The following is a 26534-nucleotide window of genomic DNA, read 5'->3' as shown; positions in this document are numbered from 1 at the left end:
CACCTTTGTGGTGGTTTCTCCGTACAAAAAGGCCCGGCTCCGTCTGATGACGCGGAGCCGGGCCTTGGCTGTTGGAACGCCGGAACATCCGCTACTCGACAGTAACGCTTTTCGCCAGGTTTCGGGGTTGGTCGACGTCGCAGCCGCGCAGGATGGCGACCTCGCGGGCGAGCAGCTGCAGCGGGACGCTCGCCGTGATGGGGCTGAACACGTCGCGGACTGCCGGCACGCGGATGATGCAATCGGCGATCTTGTTGATCTCCTCGTCGCCCTCGGTGGCAACGACGATGACCTTGGCACCCCGCGCCTTGCACTCCATAAGGTTCGACACGGTCTTGTCGTAGGTGGCGCTCTTGGTGGCCACGGCGATGACAGGGAAGCCCGGGTCGATCAGGGCGATGGGGCCGTGCTTCATCTCACCGGCGGCGTAGGCCTCGGCGTGCAGGTAGCTGACCTCTTTGAGCTTGAGCGCGCCCTCGTAGGAAATGGCGGCGCCCATGCCGCGGCCCACGAACAGCGCCGATTGCGCGCCCTTGCACAGCAGGGCGGCCTCATGAACGGTCTCGGTTTGGGTATCCAAAATCCACTGGATCTGCTCGGCCGTATCGGAAAGCTCGCGGAACAGCATGCGCGCCTGCTTGGTGGTCAGGCGGTACTTGACCTGCGCCAGCAGCAGCGCCAGCAGCGTCAGGCTCACAACCTGGCCGATAAAGCTCTTGGTCGAGGCGACCGCGATCTCCTTGTTGGCCTTGGTATAGATGACGCCGTCGCTCTCGCGCGCCACCGGGCTGCCCACCACATTGGTGATGCCGAAGACCTTGGCACCCTTGATGCGCGCGTCGCGAATGGCGGCAAGGGTATCGGCCGTCTCGCCCGACTGGGACACGGCCACAACAAGCGTCGTCGGCGTGATGATGGGGTTGCGGTAGCGGAACTCGCTTGCCGCCTCGACCTCGGTAGGAATACGAGCCCAGCCCTCAATGAGATTCTTAGCAATGAGGCCAGCGTGATAGCTGGTGCCGCAAGCGATCACGTAGACGCGGTCGATGTCGTTGAGCTCCTCGAGCGAAAGGCCCAGCTCGTCGATGTCGAGCTCGCCGGCTGGCGTCATACGACCGACCAGCGTGTCGCGCACGACGCGCGGCTGCTCGTGGATTTCCTTGAGCATGAAGTCGGGATAACCGCCCTTTTCGGCCATGTCCAGATCCCAGTCGATGTGAGTGACCTTGGGCTCGATAACATTGCCGGCCTCGTCGGTGTATTCGACGCCTGCGGGCGTGAGCTTGGCAAACTGACCGTCCTCGAGCACCACGACATCGCGGGTGGCGTCGATGAGTGCAATGACGTCGGAGGCGACATGGGCGCCGGTCTCGCCTGCGCCGACCACAATCGGGGAATCCTTGCGGGCTACGGCGATCACGCCGGGCTCGTCAGCGCACACTGCGGCCAGACCATAGGCACCGACCACGTGGGTGCAAGCCTCGCGCACGGAGGCCATCAGGTCGTGCGTCTCGGCATAGGCCTCTTCGATCAGATGCGCAAAGACCTCGGTATCGGTCTCGCTCTTAAAGTGGTGGCCGCGGCCCTCCAGCTCTTCGCGCAGCTCAGCGAAGTTCTCGATGATGCCGTTGTGGACGATGGCGATACGACCGTCGCAGCTGGTGTGGGGATGGGCGTTAACGACGGAGGGCTTGCCGTGGGTAGCCCAGCGGGTATGGCCGATGCCGCAGGTAGCGTCGCTGTCGATATTGGAAAGCTCGCTCTCCAGGCCCGCGACCTTGCCCACGCGGCGGATGACGTCGAGGTGCGCCGCGGCGCCCTCGCCCACCTCGAGCGCAACGCCCGAGGAGTCATAGCCGCGATATTCCATGCGCTTGAGGCCCGTGACCAGGATGTTCTTTGCAATATCAGAGCCGGTGTAGCCGACAATTCCGCACATAGGATAAATCCCTTCGTTCGCGTGACTGCAAGACGTCCACGCACAGGGGGCGCTGAGACGTATAACGTTCGAGTATTGTACTCACGCAAGCGCAAGCTGATATACCAGAAGTGGTATCTCAACTTAGATACCACCCGATGCACACACCTCACCACCACAAAGGGGACAGGCACCTTTGTGGTGGTCGCGCTGGCAACGGCGTTTCCCCAGATAAAACCTGCCAAAATAAACCTGTCCCTAATTGGCAGGTTTTGACACCCTAGGGGCGGGCGATGCTACAATCTGCCTTGTACTTGAAACGCATCAAAGGGGCAGCTATGGCAAAGGTGAAAATCAGCGACGTCGCGCGCGAAGCGGGGGTCTCGCTGGGCACGGTATCCAACGCGCTCAACCACCCCGAAAAGCTGCGCCCCGAGACCCTCAAACTCATCAACGAGACCATCAATCGCCTGGGCTACCTGCCCAACCAAAGCGCCCGCCAGCTCGCAGGCGGCACCACCAAGTCCTTTGGCTTGGTTCTCCCCCGCCTCGACCACGGCTTCTCGCTCCAAATTGCCAGCGGCGCCCATAACGAGGCGCGCAAACACGGTTACGACCTGCTCATCGCCAACGCCGATAACGACGACATTCTCGAGGACCATTACCTGCGCTATTTTATGGGCACGCAGATGTCCGGCGTCATGGTTCAGCCCATGGCGTCCCCCGATTGGCACCCCGCCATGACCAAGATTCCCGTCCCCATCGTCCATCTGGACATCCACTGCTCCGAACCCGGTTACTACGTGGCCGCCGACAACGAGGCACAGGGGCGCATTATCGCCGAGCTCGCCATCGCCCGCGGCGCACGCCATATCACCGTTGTGGGCAGAGCGGCATTTATGCAGCTCACCCTGCGCGTCCTTGGCATCCACAAAGCACTTGCCCTGCATCCCGATATCAAAATTGAGGTCATCGATGCCGGAGAGTGGAATACCGCAGCCGACGGCTACAGCATCGGTACCCAGATTGCCGAACGCCCTGCTGACGAGCGCCCCGATTTTGTCATCGGCCTGACCGACGTATTGGCCTCGGGCGTTATCTCGGCGCTGACCGACAAAGGCATCTTCGTCCCCGAGCAGGTCCGTGTGGCCGGCTGCGACGGCAACCCCCTTGCATGGAGCGGGTCGGTTCCCCTTACCACCGTGGCGCCGCCGGGCTACGAAATTGGCCGCAAGGGCGTACAGCTGCTCATGGAACAAATCGAGGATAAACCTGTCGCCAAGACCAAACGAGTCCGCATCGGCTCCGCCGCGCGCACCGTCACCACGGTCACGGCCAGCGAGGACATTAACCGTCAGGAGCTCGTGCGTCCCTTCTTGCTCGAGCGCGTAAGCACCCAAAATGCCAAGCCGCACCCGACGGGCCAACCCATGGTCCCGACAACCGACATCAACCTGGGCGCCTACTTGTAACAAAAAAACGCCGCAACGGAAACAGGCCCGCTGCGGCGTTTTTTACTGGCCCCATGCGCCCCCCCCCGTTTAGCCGGACCTGCGGCTACGGATATTTATGGAATGTAATCCAATTTTCATTAACTATTTTGTTAAAATAGACTCAATTCCATATTTTTAGATATTTCCTATAAGTATTGATTTTGCTCCAGTTTTTTCTCGCCAAGAAAGGGGTTTCATGAATCTGATTGATCGCAAACAGTACCTCGACTGGCTCATTTCGTGGAAAGACTCGCACGTCATCAAGGTCGTTTCGGGCGTGCGAAGGTCCGGCAAATCAAAGCTATTCGAAATCTACCGTAGCTACCTGCGCGATTATGGAATCACAGGTGACCAGGTTATATCCCTCAACTTTGAAGACCTGGAGTTCGAGTCGCTTACGTCATATAGAGCACTCTACGACTACATTTCCGCCAGACTCGTCCCCGATAAGATGAACTACGTTTTTCTGGACGAGATACAGCACGTCGAGCATTTCGAAAAAGCCGTCGACAGTCTTTTTATCAAGGACAATGTCGACCTCTACATAACCGGTTCCAACGCCTATCTGCTCTCGAGCGAGCTGGCTACTTTGCTCTCCGGTCGCTACGTAGAGCTCAAGATGCTGCCCCTATCCTTTAAAGAGTTTTGCTCGGCAAAAACCAATGACGGAAAGGCTCCCGCTCAGTTGTTTGACGAGTACATCACCCGGGGCTCTTTTCCCTTTATCGCCGAGACGGGTATTCTGGGACCCCAGGCGCGCGATTATCTTATGAGCCTCTACGATACCATCGTCATACGCGACGTTATCGAACGCCTGAAGGTCTCGGACGTCCCGACCCTGCGCGATATCACCAAGTTCCTACTCCATAGCATTGGAAACCGGATCTCGATTAAAAAAATCTCCGACACGCTCTCGTCCAACGGCAACAAAACCGACCAGAAAACCGTAGCCAAGTACCTCAAAGGCTTAACAGACAGCCTTGTGCTGTACTTTGCTCCGCGCTATAACGTGCGCGGTCGGCAGCTTCTTTCAACAAACGGCAAATACTACGCCGTTGACCTTGGACTTAGAGGCGCTCTTGTCAAAACCCAAAGCAGCGATATCGGTCATATCCTCGAAAATGTTGTTTATCTCGAGCTCCTACGCCGTGGATACGACGTCTACGTGGGCGATATCGACGGCGGGGAAATCGATTTTGTTGCCCTAAACTCAGACGAGACAGCCTATTTTCAGGTTTCAGCCACAACGCTCGACGAAACCACCCTCAATCGAGAGTTGGCCCCCTTTAAGAAAGTCCGAGACAACTACCCCAAGACGCTTCTTACGCTCGACACGCTGTTTGCGGACGCGAACTACGAAGGAGTCCGCAAGCGCAACGTGATCGACTGGCTCCTTGAGTAACTTGTAGCGTCATAACCCTCCGCCAGCTCCTTACCAAGGCCGCAGCCCCAGTCGCTTAAAGCACAATGCCCCTCTTATCAGCCAAAACAGCAATCTTGGCGTGATAAGAGGGGCTGACTGCGTCAGCGCCTCCACGCAGGCGCCGTTGCCGCCACCGTCCCGCGGGATCGGGCGCGGGACATGGCGACTCACGTACAAACGCTAACACACGGCCTTGACCGCTGCCGTCAGATCGAACAACGTGTCGAGCACGGCCTCGCAGCCATCCACCACGTCCTGCGGCAGCGGCACGATATCGGGGACGGCAAAGACGTGGCAGCCGGCCGTGATGCCCGAGACGCAGCCGTTGCGTGAGTCCTCGACCACGGCGCACTCCTCGGGAGCAAAGCCCGCGCGCTCGCAGGCGAGCAGGTACATCTCGGGATCGGGCTTGCCGTGCGCGACGTCATCGCCGCAGGTCACCGTTTCAAACTTGTCAAAGAGACCGACCATCTTAAGGTTGCGCTCGGCGGTAACGTGGCGCGACGACGTCGCGAGGCCCACGTGATAGCCCGCAGCCAGCAGCTCGTCGAGGCACTCGGCGGCGCCGGCCTTAAGCTCCAGGTCGGTCTTGACCATCTCGTCGCGAATCTCCCTATGGCGACGATAGATTGCCTCAGCGGTTTCGCAGCTGTCGTAATGCTCCTCAAGGATGCCCATGACGTCGGGCAGCGTACGACCGATAAACTGATGGATCAGCGCATCATCAATCGCGAATCCCAGCTCGGCCGCGCCCGCCTTCCACGCCTTGATACCCAAACGCTCGGTATCGACCAGCGTTCCGTCCATGTCAAAAATAGCGGCATTGATCATATCGGTCCCCATCGCTTCGCGCTTCTGTACTCCCGCAACTTTACCGCACCTGTAGACTTGTATATAACGTATATAGCATATTGCACTTTCGTTACATAGATAGAAGTCTTATGACAAGCGGCTCGGTAGGATTATAGTTTTCGACCGAGTACTCAACGGCAAGGATCGATTCATGCTTTCAGACACCACCGCACCTGCAGAGGGGCTTCAGGACAAACTCACAGCGCTCGAGCAGCTGCTTTTGGCATACGGACGCGTCGCCATTGGCTTTTCCGGCGGCGTCGACAGCAGCTTTCTGGCCGCGGTCTGCGCCCGCATCATGCCCGCCAGCACGCTTCTCGTTCACCTCACCACGCCGCTCATCGGCACGCCCGAGCAGGCTTCGTTTGAGCGGTCCGTTGACGGGCAGGCCAATGAGGGGCCGCATTTTAAGCTCCCCGTGCTCAATCTTTCGGTCGATCAGCTGCGGCTCCCCCAAGTAGCCTGCAACGATGCCGACCGCTGCTACCACTGCAAGCGCGCCGGCTTTACCGCCATCGTCAACCACGCCAAGTCGCTGGGCTTTCCCACCGTCATCGACGGCAGCAACGCAAGCGACCGCGGTGACTACCGCCCCGGCATGCGCGCTGCCCAGGAGCTCGGCGTACGCTCCCCTCTCATGGAGGTCGGCTTTACCAAGGACGAGGAGCGCGAGTTGCTGCGCGCCTGGGGATACCCCGTCTGGAACCTGCCGGCAGGAGCCTGCCTGGCCACGCGTGTCCCCACGGGCGAGGAGCTCACGCGCGAGAAGGTCGATGTAATCCGCACCTGTGAGGACTACCTGCACGACCTTGGCCTGGACCAGGTCCGCGCACGCCTCGTCGGCGGCTGCATGCATATCGAAGCCGCTCCCGCAGATCTCGCTAAGATTGCCGCCCTCGGCAGTGCCGCCGTCGACGGCGAGGGCAAGACCCCGTTGCCCGCCGCCATCGAGTCCGCGCTGCGCGAGCTGGGCTGCGCCCACATCTTCCCCGAGGTCACCCCCTACATCCACGGCAACATGAACCTTTAAGTTACGCCGTTTAACCTACCAAAAAGGGACAGGTTTATTTTGGCAGGTTTTATCTGGGGAAATATCGCAGGGCAACCGCCTCTCTAGCATCCATCTATCTTTGAGAGACACTAGAGAGGCGACTCAGCCACATCTACCTCTTCCGATAGCGGCGGTTGCGGCTCGTCGATGAACCCATTACTTCAATGAGTCCTTTATCCGCCATTTTTGGCAGATGGTAACGGACAGACGAAATTCTGACCCCCGATGCAACCGCTATTTCTCGCGCCGTCATATCCACTTCGGCGCTGAGAGCCTCCAGGATCCTATCCGCCGTCGAAGCTGACGGTTCTCTGTTCCTATCGATAATTTCGAACGTGTCTTTGCCGCATTTTGACAGGGCATGTTTATCGACAAGGTCCCCGCAGATCAGGCGAATGTCATCCGAATCCCACTTCAGGGCCTCTCGTATTTTTTGAACATCGCATACGCACCCATGCTCCCGCATAAACATGAGCAATGTTTCTTCGCGATCCGTCAGCTCGGTGCCCACATGGTTCTGAATCCACGTGCGGTTTTCAGCAAGCTCCGCCCCGTGCCGGGAAAGCAGCACCGTAAACGAATCGGCCTTAACGATAAATTTCGGCCTGCCAAGCGAACGAGACTCCATCTCGCGAATCATAGCCGGGATACCAGATCCCTGGCTTTCCGCAACGGCCCCCTCGGCATGCTCTAACGGCGTCGCCCCCATTAGGCTCATGAGCTTTGGGTTTCGGCAGCGCGATTCCCCGTCTGCAAGATTGTCCACCGTCTTTCCGCCCCAAAGGCCGCCAGGGTTTTTGATCTCTATTCTGTCTGGATAGATATCGACACTCACGGCCTGCCCCACAAACATGGGCGAATATTCTCGATGGATGCAGGCATTTGCCAAGGCCTCGCGCAAAACCTCCTGGGGAACTTCCCAATCCTCCCTTCTGCCAGCGCCTTGCACTATCGTCGCTTTGCGCAAGTTTCGTCCAATCGCGGCAAGGGCATCTTCGATGCAAGCCGGAATCGGGCCATCGCACAACTGGCGGTCAATAAACCGGGGTTGCCCGGGTGCAGATTTTTCCACATCGGAATGAACGGCGACATCGATCATCAGTTTAGGATAGAACTGCTGGGGGTAAATTCCCGCCGACAGAAGCCCCGCGAGCTTCACGGCACCATCCTTTGTAGTGATATTGAGTCTGACCAGCTGCTTTTCCAGCGTATCGGCCCCGCGCAAAACGCGCGGGGTCTGCAGCCGGCGATTTGCGATAATAGACCGCACGACATCTGGATCCAAATCCTCGACCGTTGCCTCCGAAACCACCGTGCCGTCTGCATCGCTCGGAAGCAACGCACTCTGCAGCTCATATAGCTCAGCGGGCGACATCTTGATATCTTTATCATCCACGCGCTTGTAGCTACCGTTCTGCACGCCGCGCGCGCCGATATAGCAAGGCTTCGCTTTAAGCTCAAGTTCAAAGATGCGCACCAGAAGCACCTGGAGCCCGTCGACCTCGCCTCGATCAAGCTCATACCGCGGCGCATGGGCCACCACTGCCGCTGAGCCTCCGTCTCCGATACCCGAAACAAACTGATCGCGCACCCTATCGATAGCAAAGTTAGCCGAAGGAACAAATCCTTCGGCCTCGTTCAGGCCCAAAATAATGAGCCCACCCGCAGTGTTCGCAAAAGCGCTCACTGTCTCCCATACGTCTGCGCTCAATTTATTCGTGCAGGCTTTAACTTCTACCGATGCGTCATCAGTCCCCCGCCTGCGAAGGCGCTCAACAATAAGGCCAAGAGGTTCATCCAGCAGCATTGGCATTCCGTCTCTCTAAAACGATAGATTTATCTCTCTAAAGCTTAGTATATCTCTCTAACTTTAGAGAGATGAGCACCTTCTTTTAGAGAGAAATTTAGAGAGATGTATCGAATTCACTGCTAGATTACCTAAGGCCATCTCTCTAACCGACGTTCTCTTTAGAGAGACGTTTAGAGAGACGAGCGCATCTCTCTAACCATGGGCTCCGCTCTTTAAAGCGTACACATCCCAACCGTGCCATAAGTTGCGGCGGGCATTACCCCGCCAACCCGCCAAAAGAGGACGGGTTTATTTTGGCAGGTTTTATCTGGGAAAACGCAAGCGGGGCCACGCCGAAGCCACCGTCATCAGCCTCGGCGCATACCTTTAGCGCACGGCCCTGACCGCCGCCGTCAGATCGAACAGCGTATCGAGCACGGCCTCGCAGCCGTCCGCCACGTCCTGCGGCAACGGCACGATATCGGGAACGGCAAAGACATGGCAGCCGGCCGTGATGCCTGAGACGCAGCCGTTGCGTGAGTCCTCGACCACGGCGCATTCCTCGGGAGCAAAGCCCGCGCGATCGCAGGCGAGCAGGTAGATCTCGGGATCGGGCTTGCCGTTCAGGGTATCCTCGTTGCAGGTCACCGTCTCAAACCTATCAAAGAGGCCGACCGTCTTAAGGTTGCGCTCGGCCGCAACGCGGCGCGACGACGTCGCAAGGCCCACGTGATAGCCCGCAGCCAGCAGTTCGTCCAGGCACTCGGCGGCGCCGGCCTTAAGCTCCAGATCGGTCTTGACCATCTCGTCGAGAGCATCCCTGTAGTGGGCTTCGACCGTCTCGACGATTTCGCGGCTGCCATAATGCTCCTCAAGGATGTCCCTGACATCGGGCATCGAGCGACCGATAAACTGATGGACCAGCGCATCGTCAATCGCGATCCCCAGCTCGGCAGCGCCCGCCTTCCATGCCCTCATGTCCAAACGCTCGGTATCGATCAGCGTTCCGTCCATGTCAAAAATGACAGCCTTGATCATATCGGTCCCTTCATCGGCTTGCACGGCCTTCGTTACCGTAACTCTACCGCGCTTTACAGCTTGTATATAATGTATATATCATATTTGGCTTTCGTTACATGAATCAATAACCTGCCAAAAAGGGACAGGTTTATTTTGGTAGGTTTTATCTGGGAAAACGGTCTGCGGCGTCTCCTGCTAGACTGGTAGATTCGCAACCGACTAACCAGGAGCCCCCATGTCGCGCAAGTCCGCCTACAAGCAAGTACTTTCCATCGGCACCGCCGTGGTGCTGGGATTTGCGCTGTTCACGGGATCACTCGACGGGGCGCCCAAGCTGCTCTCGCCGCAAAGCGATGAGCAGGCGGCGGCTCTGGCCGAGAAGCAAAGCGAGAGCCCCAACCGCACCGACGACGAAGCGGACTTGGTCGCCCGGCTCGAATCGGGAACGGCGAGCTCCCCGGACCCTCAAAACAGCCAGGACTCTGGCGATGGCTCCGATTCCGCCGCAACCGACACCGGCGACGGCGCTTCCGCGGACAGCGCCGCCACCCCCATCGACGAGGTCGAAAACCCCGATCTCGACCGCGCCCGCGGCGTATATCTCAGCAGCATCCCCGACTACGCCGGCAACCCCTACGTTACCCTTCGCGCCGACGGCACGCATCCGCTCGGCACACCGTCGTTCACGCTCGATGAATACGAACGGGCCACCGAAGAAGGATGCTTTAAGAGGTTCTCAAAGCTCGACAGCCTGGGCCGTACCCGCAAAGCACTCGCCTGCATAGGACCCGAATCGCTCGGTCAGGGCAAGCGCGGCGATATCTCGCGTATCCACCCCGCCGGATGGCACCAGCAGCGCTACGACTTTATTCCGAGCCAGAGCCTCTATAACCGTTGCCACCTTATCGCTTGGTCGCTCTGCGGCGAAAACGCCAACCGCAAAAATCTCCTGACCGGCACGCGCTATCTCAACGAGACGGGCATGTTGCCCTTCGAAGAGCAGATCCTCGGCTATATCCGCGACACGGGCAACCACGTGCTCTACCGCGTCACGCCCATGTACAACGAAGAGGAACTCGTCTGCCGCGGTGTCCGCCTCGAGGCGCAGTCGGTCGAGGACCACGGCAAGACACTGTGCTTCCACGTGTACTGCTACAACCTGCAGCCGCATGTGCAGATCGACTACGCCACCGGCCGCAACCAGGCCTCGGGGGATTAGCCCCGAGCCACGACAAGAACCGATTTGCAACCCCACCGGGGATCAAAAAGGGCCGCTCCGGATCACCCAGAGCGGCCCTTGCATCGGCACGTATGTTACAGGCAACGTCACACGCTACTTGGCGCGGCCCTCCTCATAGCGCTCGACCAGCTTGGCCTGAACGTCATAAGGCACCTGCTCATAGCCCGCGGGCTTCATGGTAAAGTCGCCCGTGCCGCGCGTGATAGAGCGCAGGCGCGTCGAGTAATCCGTCAGCTCGGCCAGCGGCGCCTGGGCGATGACCACGGTGTCTCCGCGCTCATCGGTCTCCATGCCCGTCACGCGACCACGCGAGGCCGAGATGTCGCCCATCACGGCGCCGGCGTAGCTCTCGGGGATCGTCACCGTGATTTCCTCGATGGGCTCCAGCACCACCGGGTCGGCATCGGCGCACGCCTTGCGCAGGCCGATGCGGGCCGCCGCGCGGAACGCCATCTCGTTGGAGTCGACGCTGTGATACGAGCCGTCGTACACAGCCACGCGAATGCCCGTGAGCGGGTAGCCGGCGATGATGCCGTCCTTCATAGTCTCCTGAACACCCTTATCCACGGCAGGGATCAGCGAGCGCGGAATGCGGCCGCCCACGACCTCGTCCACAAACTCATAGCCGTCGCTCGTACCGTCGGCGGCAATCATCGGCTCCACACGCAGCCAGCAGTCACCATACTGACCGGCGCCACCGGTCTGCTTCTTATGACGACCCTGGGCACTTGCCGTGCGGCGGATGGTCTCGCGATACGGGATACGGATCGGCACGCTCTTGGCAGCGACCTTGGTGCGGTCCTCCAGACGATTGAGCAGGACCGAAACCTGTGCCTCGCCCACCGCCGAGATAATGGTCTGGCCGGTCTCCTCGTCGCGGTCGATGCTCATGGTCGGATCGGCCTTGCAAGCCTTCTCGATAAACGTGTAGAGCTTCTCTTCGTCGCCGCGATTCTCGGCCTCGATGGCAATGCGGTACTGCGAGTTGGGGAACTTAAACGCCGCAGCCTCGACCTTACCGGTAATCGAGAGCGTATCGCCCGTCTCGGCCGCCAGCTTGGGCGCCACGATGATATCGCCGGCATACGCGTGCCCGACCTCGGTCATGTCGCGGCCGCACATCACATACAGGTGAGCCAGACGCTCGCCCTTGCGCGTGCGCGCATTGACCAGCTCAAGGCCCGGCTCAAGCGTGCCCGTCAGCACCTTGATAAAGCTGATGCGACCCTGCTGCGGATCGGCCAGGGTCTTAAACACAAACGCCACCGGGCGGTCATCGTCGCTCGAGATCTTGAGCGAATCGCCGTCGATGAGCGGCATCTCGCCGTAGTCCGTCGGCGCCGGGAAGTACGTGGCAATATCGTCCATCAGCGAGTTGACGCCCTGCTCCTTAATGCAATCGCCCGCAAAGACCGGCACAAAGATGCGCTCGGCGATCGCCTTCGACAGCAGGCCCTCGAGCTCTTCCTGCGTCAGCGTCTCCTCGCCTTCCAGGTATTTCATCATCAGCTCGTCGTCGGCCTCGGCCACCAGCTCGCACAGATGGTCGTGGGCCTGTTCGGCCTGGGTACGATACTCCTCAGGAATCTCCGACTCAACGGCTTCAGCGCCGTTGCAATGGCGCGCCTTCATGCGCACCAGGTCGATGATGCCGTCAAAGTCCTCGCCCTCGCCCCAGGGAAGGGTCACGGCACCCAGGCGCGTACCAAAGCGCTCCTGCAGCAGGTCCATCGTGGTCGCAAAGCTGGCCTCGGAGCGCGACAGGCGGTTTACGAACACCGCACGCGCCAGACGCAGGTCCTCGGCGGCATACCAGAGCTTAACCGTCGTAGGCTGCGGGCCGGCCTCGGCGTCGACAACAAACAGAGCCGTCTCGCAGACGCTCATCGCGGCATAGGCGTCGCCGATAAAATCGGGATAGCACGGGGCATCGAGCACGTTGATGCGCGCGCCCTTCCAGTCGATCGGCGCAATGGTCGTCGAGATGGAAAATGCACGCTTGACCTCTTCGGGGTCATAGTCGAGCGTGGGCTTGGTGCCGTCGTGGCCGCCCAGGCGGGCGGTCTTGCCGGAAAGGTGGAGCATGGCCTCGGCGAGTGAAGTCTTGCCCACCCCGCCTTGGCCTACGAGCACCACGTTCCTTACGTTACCGGTCTTGGGAGCACCCATGATGACCTCCTTGCAGGGCCGCGCGCAATGCGCGACGCCAACGGGGAGAGTTCGCGGTCGGTGCCGTCCCGGGAGCAGCATGGTCGGCAGCCGAGCCGACTCACCCTCCAAATGTCCTATGCCACCACCCTACCCTTGCATCCGCCTGTCCATGCACACCTTTCGGCGCACGTATGAATACAGACGGCGAGAGGCCAGAGCAAACGTGCGAGGCGATTATTAAACCCCATCGATATAAATAAAAGCCGCCGCAGACCATAAGACCTGGCGGCTTCGCCTCAATTAAAAAGTTGAGTAAATAGCTGAGCCTACCCCTCGATACGGCTCAAGAACTCGCGGGTACGCTGCTCGCGTGGATGGTCGATGACCTGCTCGGCAGGACCTTCCTCGACAATACGGCCGCCGTCCATAAAGACCACGCGGTCGGCAACATCGCGCGCAAACTGCATCGCGTGGGTCACGATCACCATCGTCATGTTCTGCGCCGCAAGGTCTTTAATGACACGCAGCACCTCGGCCGTCAGCTCTGGATCGAGCGCCGAGGTCGGCTCATCAAAGAACAAGATTTCCGGGTCGAGCGCCAGGGCGCGGGCAATACTCACGCGCTGCTGCTGGCCGCCCGAAAGCTCGCACGGCACCTTGTTCTCGTTGCCCACAAGCCCCATCTGAGCAATCAGCTCGTGCGCACGAGCTTCCGCCTGCTCGCGCGGGCGCTTAAGCACGCGGATCGGCGCATCGGTGATGTTTTTCATCACCGTATAGTGCGGAAACAGATTGTAGTTCTGGAACACCAGGCCGAATCGCGAGCGCGCCTGCTTGGGCACATCGCCCTTCGCATACACCGCGCCCGAACCCGCATCCTTCGCGACGGCAAGGCCGCCAAACGAGAGCGAGCCTCCGTCGAGCGTCTCGAGCAGTGTGGCGCAACGCAGCAGCGTGGACTTGCCGCCACCCGAAGGCCCGATAATCGCCACGACCTCGCCACGCTTCACCTCAAGCGAGATATCCTTGAGAACCTCATTGCCGCCAAACGCCTTGCACGCGCTTTCGATCTTCATCACTGAGTTAGTCATGGTAATAGTCCAGCTTCTTTTCGGCGGCGCCCAGCAGCATCTCGACCACAAAGTTAAAGACCCAGTAGATCAGCGCCGCGATTGCAAACGGCACCATGTTCACTTGCGAGGCAACCAGCGCCTTGGCCGTCGAGAACATCTCGCCCACGCCAATGGCAAATGCCAGCGACGTATCCTTGACCAGCGTGATAATCTCGTTGCCCATCGCCGGCAAAATGCGCTTAGCGACCTGCGGCATCACAATGTACAAAAACGTCTGCAGGCGCGAATAGCCCAGCACCTCGGCAGCCTCGTATTGACCACGCGGAATAGACTGCAGGCCCGATCGATAGATCTCGGCAAAGTAGCCGGCGTAGTTGATGATAAACGCCACAACGCACGCCGTCCATTTGGAATCGGGTGTGAGCGAGATGCCAAACACGTAGTACGGGGCAAAGTAGATGGCAAACATCTGCAGCATGAGCGGCGTGCCACGCATGACCGAAATGTAGATGCGCGCAATCCAGCGAAGCGGCGCGATTTTGCTCATGCGCATAAACGCCACGGGGATTCCCAGTGGAATCGACCCGAGCAGCGTCAGCACAAACAGCTGCAAGCTGACCAAGAATCCCTGGCCAAGCATCTGCATCATGACCTGAATAGACAACCCAAGCTCTCTTTCACAGTAACGGAACAGCGAACCCAATGCTAAAGCGGGTTTTCCAGGTGCCCGAGTTTGCCGTGAAAGAGGAGCGCCGCGTACTAAATGTACGCAAGCGACGGTTTGAACGGCAAAATCGGGTGCCTGGGAAAGCCGCTATTTGAGAACCCAGTTGTCGAAGGACAGACCATAGCTTGCGTACTTATCGCACAGGTCCTTGACCGTACCGTCCTCATAGAGCGCCTTGAGCGACTCGGTTACAGCATCGGCCGACTTGGTGTCGCCCTTCTTAAAGCCAACGGCGTAGTGCTCGCTGGACAGCGGCTTGTCGAGCTGCGTATAGGCATCGGGCTTGGCGGCGAGCTGATACTGGGCAATCGAAAGGTCGCAAGCCACGGCATCGACCGCGCCGCTCTCGAGCTGCATAAACGCCGTGTTGTACTCACCGATGGTATCGAGCGTGGCAAACGTCGCGGCCAGATCCTTCTGGTCGCCCTCGAGCACATCCTGCGCAGCGGAATCGGTCTGGGTGATCACGGTCTTGCCAGCAAGATCGTCCCAGCTCTTGATACCCGCGTTCTTTTTGACCACGAGCACCTGCTCGTTGAGCATGTACGGCTCGGAGAACGTGTAGTCGTCCTCGCGGCCCTCCATGGTAAAGCCGTTCCAGATGCAGTTGATGGCACCCGAGTTGAGCAGCGTATCCTTGGCATCCCAGTCGATGGCCTCGTATTTGACCTCCCAGCCTTGCTTGTCGGCAACGGCCTTGGCAAGGTCGAGGTCAAAACCCGTATATTCGCCATCGTCGCCCACAAAGCCGTACGGAGGATAGGACTTGTCAAAGCCCACCACGAGCTTCTTGGACTCCGCGGCACCCTTCGTATCTTTGGCCGCGGCAGAGCCGGCAGCAGAGCCCTTACCGGCACCGCCGCCACAACCGACAAGACCAAGGCCGAGCACCGTGGCGAGCGAGCCGGCTAGACCAACAAACTGACGACGAGACATATCGGTATTCATGGTATTCCCCCTTGCTGGCACTTTAGTTAAGTAAAGTGAGTCGTGTAACGTTCAGAATCATACACTTTACCTTGATAGAGTACAAGGGAGGATTTGCCCGCCGGGTGCCGGGGCAGGGGTTAAGTTTGCTGCTCTACAGTCCTGCTCACGACGGAGAGCACATTAAGTGCTCTCCTGTTCGTGCGGAACTCGCGACAAACTTAACCCCAGCCCCGGCACCCGGCGGGCAAACGTCGTTGGGCTTATCACTAACATGAAATGGGTGCTTGCATATCGTCCGCTAGCTTGGCACGGTACAATGCTTTCAGATTTCAATTTGTAAATTAGTGGGGTTAATTCATGGCAGAATCTCGTGCGGAGCGTAAGGCTCGTCGTGCTTTGATCGAGGCGGCTGAGGGGTCGGGGGAGAAAAAATCTTCTAGGAAATCCAAGGCGTCTCAGGATGCGAAGGGCAAGGCTAAGGCCAAGCGTTCTGACTCTCGTCGGGGCGGGGATAAGGCATCTCAGGCTCGCCCCAAGCACTCGCATAAAGATCCGGCTTCGTCTGCGTGCAAGACTGTGGACCCCAAGTCTCCCTGTTCGATCATGAAAGCTTGCGGTGGGTGCACGGCGCTCAATCGTCCTTATAAGAAGCAGTTGGCGGCCAAGCAGGCTGCTATGGAGGAACTGTTTGCTGAGCTCTGTGAGCGCGAGGGCATAACCGTCGATCCCATTCGCGGTATGGGCGTCACCCTAGGCGACCCGGGCAAATATCCTGCGCCGCGCGGTTTTCGTCATAAGGCTGCCACTCCGTTTGCTCCCGGTAAGGAGGGCGCTGTCCGCTGCGGTTTCTTTGAGCGCGGCACGCACAAGATCGTTGCCGTACCCGAGTGTCCTGTCGAGGCGCCGGGTGCTCGTCAGATTCTCAACGGTATCGCTCGCGAGGCCGAACGTCTGCACATTCCCGCCTTTAACGAAGACAAGCATCTGGGGCTGCTTCGCTATGCCGTCGTTCGCTGCGGCTGGCGCACCGACCAGATTATGGTCACCCTCGTGACCGCTCAGCGCGACTTGCCGTATGCGCAGGAGTTCTTTGAGGCCGTCGCCGCACTCGATCCGCATATCGTCACCGTTGCCCAAAACATCAACGGACGCCCCGGCAACGCCATTCTAGGCGAGGAGACCCGCATCGTGCATGGCGCCGAATGCATGCGCGACCAGCTGCTCGGCTGCGACTTCGACATCTCCCCCACCGCGTTCTATCAGACCAACCCGCAACAGACCGAGCTGCTCTACCAGCTCGCCATCGACGGCATGGACCTGCGCCAGGGCGACGTGCTTATGGATGCCTACTGCGGCAGCGGCACCATCGGCCTTTGCGCCGCAAAGGGTGCCCAGGACAAGGGCATTGGCATCATGCTGCTCGGTGTGGAGCGAAACCCCGCGGGCATTGCCGACGCGCGCCGCAATGCCGAGCTCAACGGTCTCACCCGCAGCGCTTGGTTTATGGCCGACGACGCCACCGACTACATCCTCGATGCCGCCGACAACAACGAACGCGTCGACGTCCTTTCCATCGACCCGCCGCGCGCCGGCTCCACCCCCGAGTTCCTCGAAGCCGCCTGCGCACTCAAGCCGCGCCGCATCACCTATATCAGCTGCAACCCCGTGACCCAAGAGCGTGACCTGCACCAGCTCCTCGACGGAGGCTATCGCCTGCTCAAGATCACGCCGGTCGACATGTTCCCCCATACCGACCACACCGAAACCGTAGCGATCCTCGGGCGCCGCTAGCCCACCCCAGTAGATTTTTGGGACATGCCTTAAAATCTACCGGCACAAGAAAGGGGGCGGCCCGTCTGGACCGCCCCCTTTCGTTGGCTATATGAGCCCGTTACATGCTCTTGCGCAGGTCGCACACGCCGGCTGCCGCCATCTTGCGCAGCAGCGTCTCGCGATCGCGCGTCACAATCAGGTCCAGCGGGAAATGAATCTCGTCGAGCATCTTGCGCGCCTGCTCGAGCTTGCCAATCGCCATACCAATGTGCGCGTCGGTCGAGATGCCAATCCCCACGCCCAGCTCGGCGCAGCGCTCGGCAATCTTGCGGCACACACCCCAATGCTCGGCATCGGTACCATGTTCAAGACTATGGTTGTTAATCTCGATAATCTTGTGCTTGGCCTTGGCCGCCAACAGCACCTCATCGATATCAAAGGGAACACCGGCGCGACCCGTGTGGCCCAGCATGAACACCTTGGGGTGCTCCAGGGCATTGATATACATCTCGGTCGTCTGGGCCAGCGTCGCGCCTTCAGCAATCTGTGAATTATGCACGCTTGCCACCAAATAATCCAAATTGCGCGTAACCAAATCGAACAGCGAATGCTGGCGGCTGAACGGATCGCCGGCAATATCGAGCGTGACAGGAGTGTCCTCGCCAAACAGGCTTCCGTCCAGCGAAACGATATCGGCCTCGGCACCGCGCAACACCAGCACGCCACTCCAAATGCGAGGCCAGACATCCTGGTTGATAAAGAACTGGTAGCTACGCAGGTCATTGGGGCAAGGCGAAACCATAGAGCTCAGATGGTCGGCAGATCCGAGCACCTGCAGGCCACGCTCTGCCGCCCAGTACACATTCTCCTCAATGGTCGAATATGCATGCGCAGAGAACATCGTATGAGTATGGATATCACAAGAAAGCAGGTAGGGCATCGGATCTCCTTATCCGGCATGGCCGTCGCGTATATTCATTGTACGCATAGCCTTCGATAGTCGTAAAACTGCTTCATCCCAATCACACAACGGCATAGACAACGGGGTCTGGCTTAAAACCAAACCCCGTTTCACGTAAAACATTGTAAGCAGAGCGCTTTACTTTCAAAGATATTCGTCGGCCAGTTGCTTCCAGGCAGGCAACGAATTGACGATGGTCTCGTAGCTCACGCAGTAGCCCAAGCGGAACCAGCCCGGCATGCCAAAGCTGTCCGAGGGAACCGCAAGCAGCTCATACTTCTTCGCGCGCTCACAAAAAGCGTTCGCATCGGGCTCCAGCGCCTTCACCCATAGGTAGAACGCGCCATTCGGCTCAACATAGGTGTAGCCGTACTCCGCCAGTGCATCGGTAAGCGCGGTGCGGTTGCGCGCATAGGCCTCGACATCGCTCGGTTCATCAATGCAGTCGATAATCACGCGCTGGAAGAGCGCCGGAGCGCACACGAAGCCCAGCGTACGGGCGGCACCGGCAACGGCAGGCATTAGACGAGCTGCCTGAGGATTCGTATTGGGAACCAGGATCCACCCCACGCGCTCGCCCGGCAGCGACAGCGACTTGGAATACGAGTAACACACGATGGTGTGCTCGTAGATCGAAGGCACCCAAGGAACCTCGGCGCCATAGACGATCTCGCGATACGGTTCGTCCGAGATCAGCATGATCGGATTCTCGGGATCGCGCCTAGCGTTGACCTCGCACATAACTTTAGCCAGGCGCGTCAAGGTATCGCGCGTATACACAGCACCGGTCGGGTTGTTGGGTGAGTCGATAATGACGGCAGCCGTCTTATCGGTAATCGCCTTGAGCACGTTATCCACGCTCAGCTGGAACGTATCTTCATCGGCGAGCGCCTCGACACACGTACAGCCGGCCTTCTCAATCCACACGCGATACTCCGGAAAGTACGGAGCGATAACGATGACCTCGTCGCCCGGATTGGTAATCGCGTTGAGCGTACAGGCGAGCGAAGCCGCCGCACCCACCGTCATAAAGACATCCTTGCCCTCATAGCTCGTGCCAAAGCGGCGGTTGAGCGATTCGGCCACGGCGGTACGGCACTGCGGCAGACCCGGTGCAGGCGTGTATCCATGCAGCTGGTCGCTCGGCAGCTCCAAGGCCTTCTTAATGGACTCAGCCACGGCGGCAGGTGCCGGAACGCTCGGGTTACCCAGTGAGAAATCGAACACGTTTTCCGCGCCGATCTGTGCCTTGCGCTCAAGGCCGTAGCTAAAGATCTCGCGGATGATGGAGCTCTCCGCACCGCGCGCATACATAGTATCGTTGATCATCTGTTCCCCTTTCGCATAGGCGCTATTGTACGCTTTAGCCGAGCAAAGTGCCGCAGCAATGTTGATTGGGGACAGACTTAAATGCGTGAAAACGCTCATTTAAGTCTGTCCCCAATCAACAGATGGCTCCATATCGCTCAAAAGAAAAAGCCTCCATAGGTTTCCCCGCGGAGGCTTTTGTGACAAAGATTACTCGTCGACGTCAGTATTGCCGTCGGCCTTCTTTGCGTCAGCAGTCTCGACATCGTCAGCATCCTCAGATGCGACGTCGGCATCCTCCCGCATGGCCGCCTGCGCAAACGCCGCGGCATCAGCCGCCAGCTCCTCCTCGCTCATACGAGGCGCGCGCTTCTTGGTCGGCATGCCGGCCGCCTTGGCATTGCGCTCTTCCTTGGCCGCCAGGATATCGCCCTCGCGCTCAAGGTAGGCATCCCACTCGTTGTCGAGCAGGGCGTTCACGGCGTCGCCTTCGACGGTCTCGCGCTCGAGCAGCACCTTCGCCATCAAATCGAGCTGATCGCGACGGGCATCCAGAATCTCGACCGCACGGCGATGGGCCTCGCGCATGATGCGCTGAACCTCAATATCGATGCGACGCGCCGTCTCCTCGGAGTAATCCTGGTGATCAGCGTAATCGCGACCAAGGAACACCTGATGCTGCGCCTCGCCAAACACTTGCGTGCCCAGCTCCTCGCTCATACCAAGGCGCGTGACCATCTCGCGCGCCATCTTGGTCGCGCGCTCCAGATCGTTGCTCGCGCCCGACGTAATGTCATCGCACATGAGCTCCTCGGCAACGCGGCCGCCCAAGAACACGGCGAGCTCGTCGAGCATCTCGTTCTTGGTTTTGAGGAAGTGGTCCTCCTGCGGAAGCTGCAGCGTGTAGCCCAGAGCCTGACCGCGGCTGACGATCGAGATCTTGTGGACCGGATCGGAGTGCTCCAGGATGTGGCCCACCAGGGCATGACCGCTCTCGTGGTAGGCAATCGTGGTGCGCTCGGCTTCGGTCATCACGCGACCCTTGCGCTGCGGTCCGGCAATCACGCGCTCCATCGATTCCTCGACCTCGTCCATCGAGATCACGGAACGATGACGGCGGGCAGCCAACAGTGCAGACTCATTGAGCAAGTTCGCCAGGTCGGCGCCGGTAAAGCCAACGGTCATCTGGGCGAGCTTCTCAAACTTAACGTCCTCGTCCATCGGCTTGTTCTCGGCATGCACGCGCAAGATCTGCTCGCGGCCCTTCACGTCCGGACGGTCGACCGTAACCTGGCGGTCAAAACGGCCGGGACGCAGCAGCGCCGGATCCAGAATGTCGGGGCGGTTGGTGGCGGCGATCAGGATGACCGACTCGCTCTCCTCAAAACCGTCCATCTCGACCAGCAGCTGGTTGAGCGTCTGCTCGCGCTCGTCGTGACCGCCGCCCAAGCCGGCTCCGCGCTGACGTCCCACGGCATCGATCTCATCGATGAAGATGATCGACGGGGCCTGGGACTTGGCCTCCTTAAAGAGGTCGCGCACGCGGCTGGCGCCGACGCCCACGAACATCTCGACAAAGTCGGAACCCGAGATGCTAAAGAACGGCACGCCCGCCTCGCCGGCAACGGCCTTGGCCAGCAGGGTCTTACCAGTACCCGGAGGGCCAACCAGCAACACGCCGCGCGGAATCTTGGCGCCCAGCTTTCGATAGCGATCCGGATCGCTCAAAAAGTCGCGAATCTCCTCGAGCTCCTCGACCGCCTCGTCCACACCGGCAACATCCTCAAACTTGACCTTGGGGCGCGTTGCCTCGTTGGTCTTGGCGTTGGTCTTGCCAAACTGCATGTTCCTGTTGTTGGCGCCCATCATCTGGCGCATAAAGTAGAACATGATGGCGATCAGGGCGATCGTCGGCAGCGCGCTCATCGCCAGGTCGCCCCAAAAATCGGGGTCATTGGTGTTGACGATGTACTTGGTATCGGGGTGCTCCGCCATAAGCTCGGCAAGAGAATCGGAGCCGACATAGGTCGAGGAGAAGCTCTTGAGCTCGCTCGTGTCGCCCTTGTCCTTTTTTGTCTTCCAGTAATGACCCGCCACGCTTCCGTCTTGAACCGTATAGGTCAAATCTTCGACGCGATCCTGCTTAATGGCGTTGACCATCTCGCTCGTCGCGAGCTTTACGGTATTGCTGGAATTGGCAAAGCCGGAGCCCATGTTAAAGAAGGCGTAGCCCAGAAGCGCGCAAGCCAAAATAAAATACAGCCAGCCCGTACGCGTGGGCTTCTTGCCTCCGGGCATCCCCGGGATCTTAGGCTCCCGGGGAGTCTGGGAATTGTTATCGTTACGGTCGTCGGGCATCTTACGAATAAACCTCCGGTTTCAAAATGCCCAGATACGGAAGGTTACGATAGCGCTCGGCATAGTCGAGGCCGTAGCCCACCACAAAGGCATCGGGGCAATGGGTTCCAACATACTTGGGCGTGACGGCCGAGGCACGGTCCTCAACGTCCTTCCACAGGAAGGCGGCGACCTCCAGAGAAGCGGGCTTGCGGCTCTCGAGGTTCTTCATCAGATACTTGAGCGTCAGGCCCGAGTCCAGAATGTCCTCGACGATCAGCACGTCGCGGCCACGGATGTCGATATCCAGGTCCTTGATGATACGCACGATGCCGGAGGACTTCACGCCGTCGCCGTAGCTCGAAACAGCCATGAAATCGATGTTGGTCGGCAGCTCGATCTTGCGCATCAGGTCGCCCATAAAGACCACGGCGCCGCGTAGGACCGCGATCAGCACCAGATCCTTACCCACGTAGTCGCGAGTAATCTGCTCGCCTAGGCGAGAAACGATACCGTCGATATCCTCCTGCGTAAACAGAACCTTCTCGATATCCGGATGTTGAGAAGCCATGACAACCCTTTCTTGTGCTTATCGCCCACACACCGCCGTATGGACGCGAACTACACATTCTAGCAGCGCACGGGGTATATTTACCAGCCCGTGCGCCATCAGCGCGGGAATACCGTCAACGTCGCACAGAATAGTAGGCGCAAGGCGCTATTCCGCATCGACTACGCGGAGCAGATATGCCACGCGCGTTGCGGCCGTGCATTTAAAACGCTCGTCGGCCCGAACGCCCGCAACCCACACCACGGCTCCCCCCGGAGCCGTTCTTACCACGGGCACGCCAGAGCGTTCGGAAACGGGAATGCGCGCCTCGTTGAGCAGGTCGGACACTTTCTTGCTTCGACCACTCATTCCCAGCGGGCACATCACATCCCCCGGCACAGGGTTATCCACCCACAAGCGCGCCGATCGAGCCTCAGCGGGAATCTCTCCGCACGAGCCAGCGAGCATCCGATCGCTATCGCGGTCGGCAAAGCCCAAGGCCGCCGCATCCACGATAGCGGCCACCTCTCCGGCAGCCACAAGCTCGCGGGCTCGATGCACGACATCGTATCCCGGCTCAACGGCCATCGGCTCGGCCACCAGCATACGCCCCGCCCCCAAAGACAGGCGCCCGGGAACGGAGATCCAGTCGGCAACTAAGCCCTCGCGCGCCACCGGGGCCTTGAGTGCCAGCATTCCAAACTCCACGCGCGCATCAATTCCCGCCGGGAGTGTGACCGAGCCCGCACCCTCGGCAACACAGGCGAGCACGCGCTCCACATGCCGCATCTCCGGCCGAGCATCGGGGTCGATGCGCTTAATTGCCAGTCGTACGATGCGCCGGGCAATCACCACCTCGGCCGCGGCAAGGCGGCGCGCGTCGAGGACCAGCGCACCCGCCACTTCCTTGCGCAGGCAGCTTCGAAACGCCTGAGCCGAAAGCTGAGACAAAAACGCATCCTCGTCGCCCAGGATCTCGCAAGCGGCACCAATCGTCTTGCAGACGTTCGCGTTGCGCTGTGCCACCACCGGCATCACCCGGTGGCGCACATAGTTGCGCAGGTACGAAACGTCCTCGTTGCTCTCATCCTCCCGCCACAGCTGGCCATGCACCTGCAGATAGTTCACGAGCTCATCATGCGTGAGGTCGAGCAAGGGGCGTACCACGATGTTCCGACGGCGTGGAATGCTCGATAGACCAGCGGGCCCCGACCCCTTAATCGCATTCATCAAAAACGTTTCCGCGCGGTCCGATGAGGTGTGCGCCGTACAGATGCGGGCCGCCGTCCGCGGTGCGCCCGTCTGGGCGCAGAGCTCACGAACGTATCTCCGTGCCGCGGCATAGCGTACCTCGCGGGCAGCCGCCTCGATATTGCCCGATTCATCATCAAAATAGGCATGCTCAACACACAGCGGCAAGCCATATTGCGCGCAGAGCTCGCGCACAAAGGCCTCGTCGCCATCGGACGCCTCACCACGCAGGTGATGATTTACATGCAGTACGTGCAGACGCTCGCGCGCAATGGAAGCGACGCCGCGCCCGTCCATGATATCCAACTTTGATGTGCATGCCATAAGAAGCAAGGCCGTCGAGTCCGCACCACCTGATACCATGAGCACCACAGGAGCAGCCGTCTGCCGCGTCGCCAGGGCGTAATCATCCGCCCTCGACGCAGCATGATGTCCATAGTGCTGAGATACCGTTGGCATTCGCTTCCTCCTCTATTCGTCCGCACCCATTGTATCCTTTGGAATCTTATGTCTCGCCTGCACCTTCATATCCTCGGCAGCGGCTCAAAAGGCAACTGCGCGCTCATCGAGGGGCCGCAAGGTCTCATCATGATCGATGATGGCCTGTCCCGCCGCGAGACACTTAAACGCATGGCGGAGCTCGGCCTCTCGGCAGACGACGTTGCCGCGCTTGTAATTACCCATGAGCACACCGACCACATCAAAGGGCTCGATGTATGGTGCAAGCACTGGCATGGTCCCCTCTTTGCCAGCAGGGGCACGCTTTCGTGCAAAGAAACCCTCGCACATCTACCCGTAGAGGAATTTGACCCCGGCGACACGCTTTCCATTGCCGGCATCCGCGTGCGAACCTACCCAACATCGCATGATGTCATCAATCCTGTCGGTTATCGATTCGACACTTTCGATGACTCCATTGGCTTTGCCACCGACACCGGAGAGCTAACCAAACAAGCTATAGACACCCTCGAAGACTGCCGAGTTCTTGCACTCGAGAGCAACCACGATGTGGCCATGCTGCGCCAAGGGGATTACCCCCGCTTCCTCCAAGAGCGAATTTTATCTGCAAAAGGCCATCTCTCTAACGACCAAGCCGCCGACGCAGCGCGTGGGCTCGTCACCGATCGCACCGAACAGCTCATTGCGATGCATATCAGCCAAGATAACAATCGCCCGAGCCTTACCGTCAAAAGCTATGCCAAAGCTCTAGCCGCAACCCTGGATGACGAGGTCGGCAGTTCCGCCACCCTTCTCCAAGGATCGCGAAAACTCTCGATACGCCCCGCAAGCCAGCATCGACCAGCAACCATTCAATAGTCTGTCCTAGACAGCAAAAGGGGCCGGGAATCGCTTCCCAGCCCCTTTTGTTGTCTTTTAATAGCGCGGAGCACCAACGAAGTTAGTCGATGGAGATCTTCGTAACGTTCTTCTTCTCGACGATCTTGGGAACCGTTACGGTCAGGATGCCGTCAGCATACTTAGCCGAGAGGCCCTCGCTCGAAGCGTCCTTGAGATACACGCCACGCGTCGCGCTGTACGAGCTGAACTCCTTCTGCAGGAAGTTCTTGCCCTCGTTCTCCTCGTCCTCCACAACGTTCACGCTAATGGACAGACGGCCTTCATTAAGCTCAACATCGATGTCATCCTTAGCCACGCCGGTCAGATACGCCTTGACCTCATAACCATCGCCCTTGTCCTCGACATCAACGGGGAACGCCTTGGAAGCAATCGAGTTGTTTGCAAGGTCGGTCATATCATCAAACAGATCGAACAGCGAGCTAGCAGAAGGACGAACGCCAAAAACCGAACGATAAGGAACCATGCTTGCCATGTTTACCACTCCTTTTAGGACTGCCGAGCCATCTTCTAGGTGACTGGGACTTCTTTTGACGCTCTTATATATGCCCACACAGTGCTTAGATATACATCGACTTAAAGTTTTTTGAGTCCAGTACTATAAGCATATCTAAGTGTGTATGACTCAAGTTTTAGTAAGGTTAAGGTTCTTTGAACCAGAGCTTAAATAACGAGTATGTTCGCAGCTACAAATAACAAGGGGCTTACAATGAGCGCGTACACGTTGTTGGTAACGAGCTAAAGGGCATCATGGACGATCAAAAACAGGAAAACACGCTTATGCCGGAGCAGGACGAAGTGTCCAGCCCGCAACCGATTCGATTCCACCGCCCCCACATCTCGCAAGAGCCCATCAATGATCCAGGACCGGAATATGTGACAAGAAACCGATATCAAACACTCGAAGATGCGCAAACGGGACGCAAGCATATGGGCGTGGCCTCGGGTGACCCTGTGTATCTGAAAGACGCACCATTATCTAAAAACAGCGCAGATAGGGATGAGCCGATGAAAGCATCCGCCGCTCATCGACAAAGAGGGCCGCGACCCAAGCAAACCTTGACGAACTCGGCTCGCTATCTAGAAACGCCAAAACAGGGCAAATCAATCTTCGTTTCGTCAAGTAAACGACGCAAGCAACATCGACTGGCAATCCTGCTTTTGATCATTACAGCCATAGCAGTTGCCCTTGTTATTCGTTTTATTTTCTTTAAATAAAAGCTCAATACCAAAAAAGAATTAAATCGTCTGGCGTAAATGAGTCATTTATGCCCCATTAACGCAAAAAAGGGGGAGGCCGCGAGGCCTCCCCCTTTTAAGTTCAAGCGTAC

General features: G+C 58.9%; 21 protein-coding genes. 7 read left to right on the top strand and 14 right to left on the bottom strand.

The genetic code is table 11. The annotated features are described in order from the left end of the window. Positions 1-91: 91 nt before the first annotated feature. Entirely contained in the window at positions 92-1939 is a 1848-nt protein-coding gene (glmS, locus tag DWX25_RS07830; protein WP_117799158.1) for a glutamine--fructose-6-phosphate transaminase (isomerizing), read from the bottom strand. A 317-nt stretch (positions 1940-2256) separates the two neighbouring features. On the opposite strand from glmS, the gene DWX25_RS07825 reads away from it, so the two are divergent. After that, the gene (locus DWX25_RS07825) at positions 2257-3390 is read left to right on the top strand and encodes a LacI family DNA-binding transcriptional regulator (RefSeq protein ID WP_233505249.1); all 1134 of its coding nucleotides are present in this window, start codon (positions 2257-2259) and stop codon (positions 3388-3390) included. Between the two features lie 217 nt (positions 3391-3607). Further along, a complete protein-coding gene (locus tag DWX25_RS07820) occupies positions 3608-4813 on the top strand; it encodes an ATP-binding protein (RefSeq protein WP_117799159.1) in 1206 nt (401 codons plus the stop codon). A 201-nt stretch (positions 4814-5014) separates the two neighbouring features. Here DWX25_RS07820 and DWX25_RS07815 read toward each other — a convergent pair whose 3' ends face one another. Beyond that, positions 5015-5665, bottom strand: a complete 651-nt coding sequence (locus DWX25_RS07815; RefSeq protein WP_158557587.1) for an HAD family phosphatase — start codon at positions 5663-5665, stop codon at positions 5015-5017. Positions 5666-5837: 172 nt separating this feature from the next. Between DWX25_RS07815 and DWX25_RS07810 the strand changes: the two genes are divergently transcribed. Next, a complete protein-coding gene (locus DWX25_RS07810; RefSeq protein WP_117763823.1) occupies positions 5838-6716 on the top strand; it encodes an ATP-dependent sacrificial sulfur transferase LarE in 879 nt (292 codons plus the stop codon). Between the two features lie 133 nt (positions 6717-6849). On the opposite strand, the gene DWX25_RS07805 is transcribed toward DWX25_RS07810, so the two are convergent. Together DWX25_RS07805 and DWX25_RS07800 are read right to left on the bottom strand one after the other, a co-directional pair. After that, positions 6850-8550, bottom strand: a complete 1701-nt coding sequence (locus tag DWX25_RS07805; RefSeq protein ID WP_117799161.1) for an ATP-binding protein — start codon at positions 8548-8550, stop codon at positions 6850-6852. A 363-nt stretch (positions 8551-8913) separates the two neighbouring features. Beyond that, positions 8914-9564, bottom strand: coding sequence for an HAD family phosphatase (locus DWX25_RS07800; protein ID WP_117799162.1), 651 nt, complete (start codon positions 9562-9564; stop codon positions 8914-8916). 217 nt (positions 9565-9781) lie between these two features. On the opposite strand from DWX25_RS07800, the gene DWX25_RS07795 reads away from it, so the two are divergent. Further along, a complete protein-coding gene (locus tag DWX25_RS07795) occupies positions 9782-10765 on the top strand; it encodes a DNA/RNA non-specific endonuclease (RefSeq protein ID WP_117799163.1) in 984 nt (327 codons plus the stop codon). Positions 10766-10879: 114 nt separating this feature from the next. Here DWX25_RS07795 and DWX25_RS07790 read toward each other — a convergent pair whose 3' ends face one another. The 4 genes from DWX25_RS07790 to DWX25_RS07775 form a co-directional block, all read right to left on the bottom strand. Further along, positions 10880-12955: a translation factor GTPase family protein gene (locus DWX25_RS07790; protein ID WP_117799164.1), complete on the bottom strand. Its 2076-nt coding sequence runs from the start codon at positions 12953-12955 to the stop codon at positions 10880-10882. A gap of 308 nt (positions 12956-13263) precedes the next feature. Then, positions 13264-14028: an amino acid ABC transporter ATP-binding protein gene (locus DWX25_RS07785; RefSeq protein WP_117799165.1), complete on the bottom strand. Its 765-nt coding sequence runs from the start codon at positions 14026-14028 to the stop codon at positions 13264-13266. Further along, positions 14021-14674 (bottom strand): amino acid ABC transporter permease, encoded by a 654-nt coding sequence (locus DWX25_RS07780; protein WP_233505102.1) that lies wholly within the window; start codon positions 14672-14674, stop codon positions 14021-14023. Before DWX25_RS07780 ends, DWX25_RS07785 begins: the two co-directional genes overlap by 8 nt. 150 nt (positions 14675-14824) lie before the next feature. Beyond that, on the bottom strand, positions 14825-15685 hold the full coding sequence (locus DWX25_RS07775; RefSeq protein ID WP_117799166.1) for a transporter substrate-binding domain-containing protein: 861 nt from the start codon (positions 15683-15685) through the stop codon (positions 14825-14827). Between the two features lie 339 nt (positions 15686-16024). On the opposite strand from DWX25_RS07775, the gene rlmD reads away from it, so the two are divergent. Continuing rightward, entirely contained in the window at positions 16025-17458 is a 1434-nt protein-coding gene (rlmD, locus tag DWX25_RS07770; protein WP_117799167.1) for a 23S rRNA (uracil(1939)-C(5))-methyltransferase RlmD, read from the top strand. Positions 17459-17558: 100 nt separating this feature from the next. Here rlmD and DWX25_RS07765 read toward each other — a convergent pair whose 3' ends face one another. From DWX25_RS07765 to tilS, 5 genes are all read right to left on the bottom strand, one after another. Then, positions 17559-18380, bottom strand: coding sequence for a phosphatase (locus DWX25_RS07765; RefSeq protein ID WP_117799168.1), 822 nt, complete (start codon positions 18378-18380; stop codon positions 17559-17561). Between the two features lie 165 nt (positions 18381-18545). Next, the gene (locus tag DWX25_RS07760) at positions 18546-19730 is read right to left on the bottom strand and encodes a pyridoxal phosphate-dependent aminotransferase (RefSeq protein ID WP_117799169.1); all 1185 of its coding nucleotides are present in this window, start codon (positions 19728-19730) and stop codon (positions 18546-18548) included. Between the two features lie 189 nt (positions 19731-19919). Continuing rightward, positions 19920-22067 carry an ATP-dependent zinc metalloprotease FtsH gene (ftsH, locus tag DWX25_RS07755; protein ID WP_117799170.1) on the bottom strand — a complete coding sequence of 716 codons (2148 nt, stop codon included), beginning with the start codon at positions 22065-22067 and terminating at the stop codon, positions 19920-19922. Between the two features lies 1 nt (position 22068). Then, complete coding sequence (gene hpt, locus DWX25_RS07750) at positions 22069-22617, bottom strand: hypoxanthine phosphoribosyltransferase (protein WP_117734837.1); 549 nt, start codon at positions 22615-22617, stop codon at positions 22069-22071. Between the two features lie 147 nt (positions 22618-22764). Next, on the bottom strand, positions 22765-24306 hold the full coding sequence (tilS, locus tag DWX25_RS07745; RefSeq protein ID WP_199406605.1) for a tRNA lysidine(34) synthetase TilS: 1542 nt from the start codon (positions 24304-24306) through the stop codon (positions 22765-22767). A gap of 48 nt (positions 24307-24354) precedes the next feature. Here tilS and DWX25_RS07740 point away from each other — a divergent pair, with 48 nt between their 5' ends. Then, a complete protein-coding gene (locus DWX25_RS07740; RefSeq protein WP_117743987.1) occupies positions 24355-25164 on the top strand; it encodes an MBL fold metallo-hydrolase in 810 nt (269 codons plus the stop codon). 82 nt (positions 25165-25246) lie between these two features. On the opposite strand, the gene DWX25_RS07735 is transcribed toward DWX25_RS07740, so the two are convergent. Continuing rightward, entirely contained in the window at positions 25247-25678 is a 432-nt protein-coding gene (locus tag DWX25_RS07735; protein ID WP_055251783.1) for an Hsp20/alpha crystallin family protein, read from the bottom strand. A 275-nt stretch (positions 25679-25953) separates the two neighbouring features. Here DWX25_RS07735 and DWX25_RS09400 point away from each other — a divergent pair, with 275 nt between their 5' ends. Continuing rightward, complete coding sequence (locus DWX25_RS09400) at positions 25954-26421, top strand: hypothetical protein (RefSeq protein ID WP_117794833.1); 468 nt, start codon at positions 25954-25956, stop codon at positions 26419-26421. The last annotated feature ends 113 nt before the right edge of the window (positions 26422-26534 follow it).

The organism is Collinsella sp. AF18-8LB (genome assembly GCF_003459795.1).
GTDB lineage: Bacteria > Actinomycetota > Coriobacteriia > Coriobacteriales > Coriobacteriaceae > Collinsella.
This window is presented reverse-complemented; position numbering and strand designations above follow the sequence as displayed.

Bases quoted from the DNA above. Each gene is read 5' to 3' on its own strand.
- glmS (WP_117799158.1), bottom strand. From the start codon at position 1,939: ATGTGCGGAATTGTCGGCTACACCGGCTCTGATATTGCAAAGAACATC.
- DWX25_RS07825 (WP_233505249.1), top strand. From the start codon at position 2,257: ATGGCAAAGGTGAAAATCAGCGACGTCGCGCGCGAAGCGGGGGTCTCG.
- DWX25_RS07820 (WP_117799159.1), top strand. From the start codon at position 3,608: ATGAATCTGATTGATCGCAAACAGTACCTCGACTGGCTCATTTCGTGG.
- DWX25_RS07815 (WP_158557587.1), bottom strand. From the start codon at position 5,665: ATGATCAATGCCGCTATTTTTGACATGGACGGAACGCTGGTCGATACC.
- DWX25_RS07810 (WP_117763823.1), top strand. From the start codon at position 5,838: ATGCTTTCAGACACCACCGCACCTGCAGAGGGGCTTCAGGACAAACTC.
- DWX25_RS07805 (WP_117799161.1), bottom strand. From the start codon at position 8,550: ATGCCAATGCTGCTGGATGAACCTCTTGGCCTTATTGTTGAGCGCCTT.
- DWX25_RS07800 (WP_117799162.1), bottom strand. From the start codon at position 9,564: ATGATCAAGGCTGTCATTTTTGACATGGACGGAACGCTGATCGATACC.
- DWX25_RS07795 (WP_117799163.1), top strand. From the start codon at position 9,782: ATGTCGCGCAAGTCCGCCTACAAGCAAGTACTTTCCATCGGCACCGCC.
- DWX25_RS07790 (WP_117799164.1), bottom strand. From the start codon at position 12,955: ATGGGTGCTCCCAAGACCGGTAACGTAAGGAACGTGGTGCTCGTAGGC.
- DWX25_RS07785 (WP_117799165.1), bottom strand. From the start codon at position 14,028: ATGACTAACTCAGTGATGAAGATCGAAAGCGCGTGCAAGGCGTTTGGC.
- DWX25_RS07775 (WP_117799166.1), bottom strand. From the start codon at position 15,685: ATGAATACCGATATGTCTCGTCGTCAGTTTGTTGGTCTAGCCGGCTCG.
- rlmD (WP_117799167.1), top strand. From the start codon at position 16,025: ATGGCAGAATCTCGTGCGGAGCGTAAGGCTCGTCGTGCTTTGATCGAG.
- DWX25_RS07765 (WP_117799168.1), bottom strand. From the start codon at position 18,380: ATGCCCTACCTGCTTTCTTGTGATATCCATACTCATACGATGTTCTCT.
- DWX25_RS07760 (WP_117799169.1), bottom strand. From the start codon at position 19,730: ATGATCAACGATACTATGTATGCGCGCGGTGCGGAGAGCTCCATCATC.
- ftsH (WP_117799170.1), bottom strand. From the start codon at position 22,067: ATGCCCGACGACCGTAACGATAACAATTCCCAGACTCCCCGGGAGCCT.
- hpt (WP_117734837.1), bottom strand. From the start codon at position 22,617: ATGGCTTCTCAACATCCGGATATCGAGAAGGTTCTGTTTACGCAGGAG.
- tilS (WP_199406605.1), bottom strand. From the start codon at position 24,306: ATGCCAACGGTATCTCAGCACTATGGACATCATGCTGCGTCGAGGGCG.
- DWX25_RS07740 (WP_117743987.1), top strand. From the start codon at position 24,355: ATGTCTCGCCTGCACCTTCATATCCTCGGCAGCGGCTCAAAAGGCAAC.
- DWX25_RS07735 (WP_055251783.1), bottom strand. From the start codon at position 25,678: ATGGCAAGCATGGTTCCTTATCGTTCGGTTTTTGGCGTTCGTCCTTCT.
- DWX25_RS09400 (WP_117794833.1), top strand. From the start codon at position 25,954: ATGGACGATCAAAAACAGGAAAACACGCTTATGCCGGAGCAGGACGAA.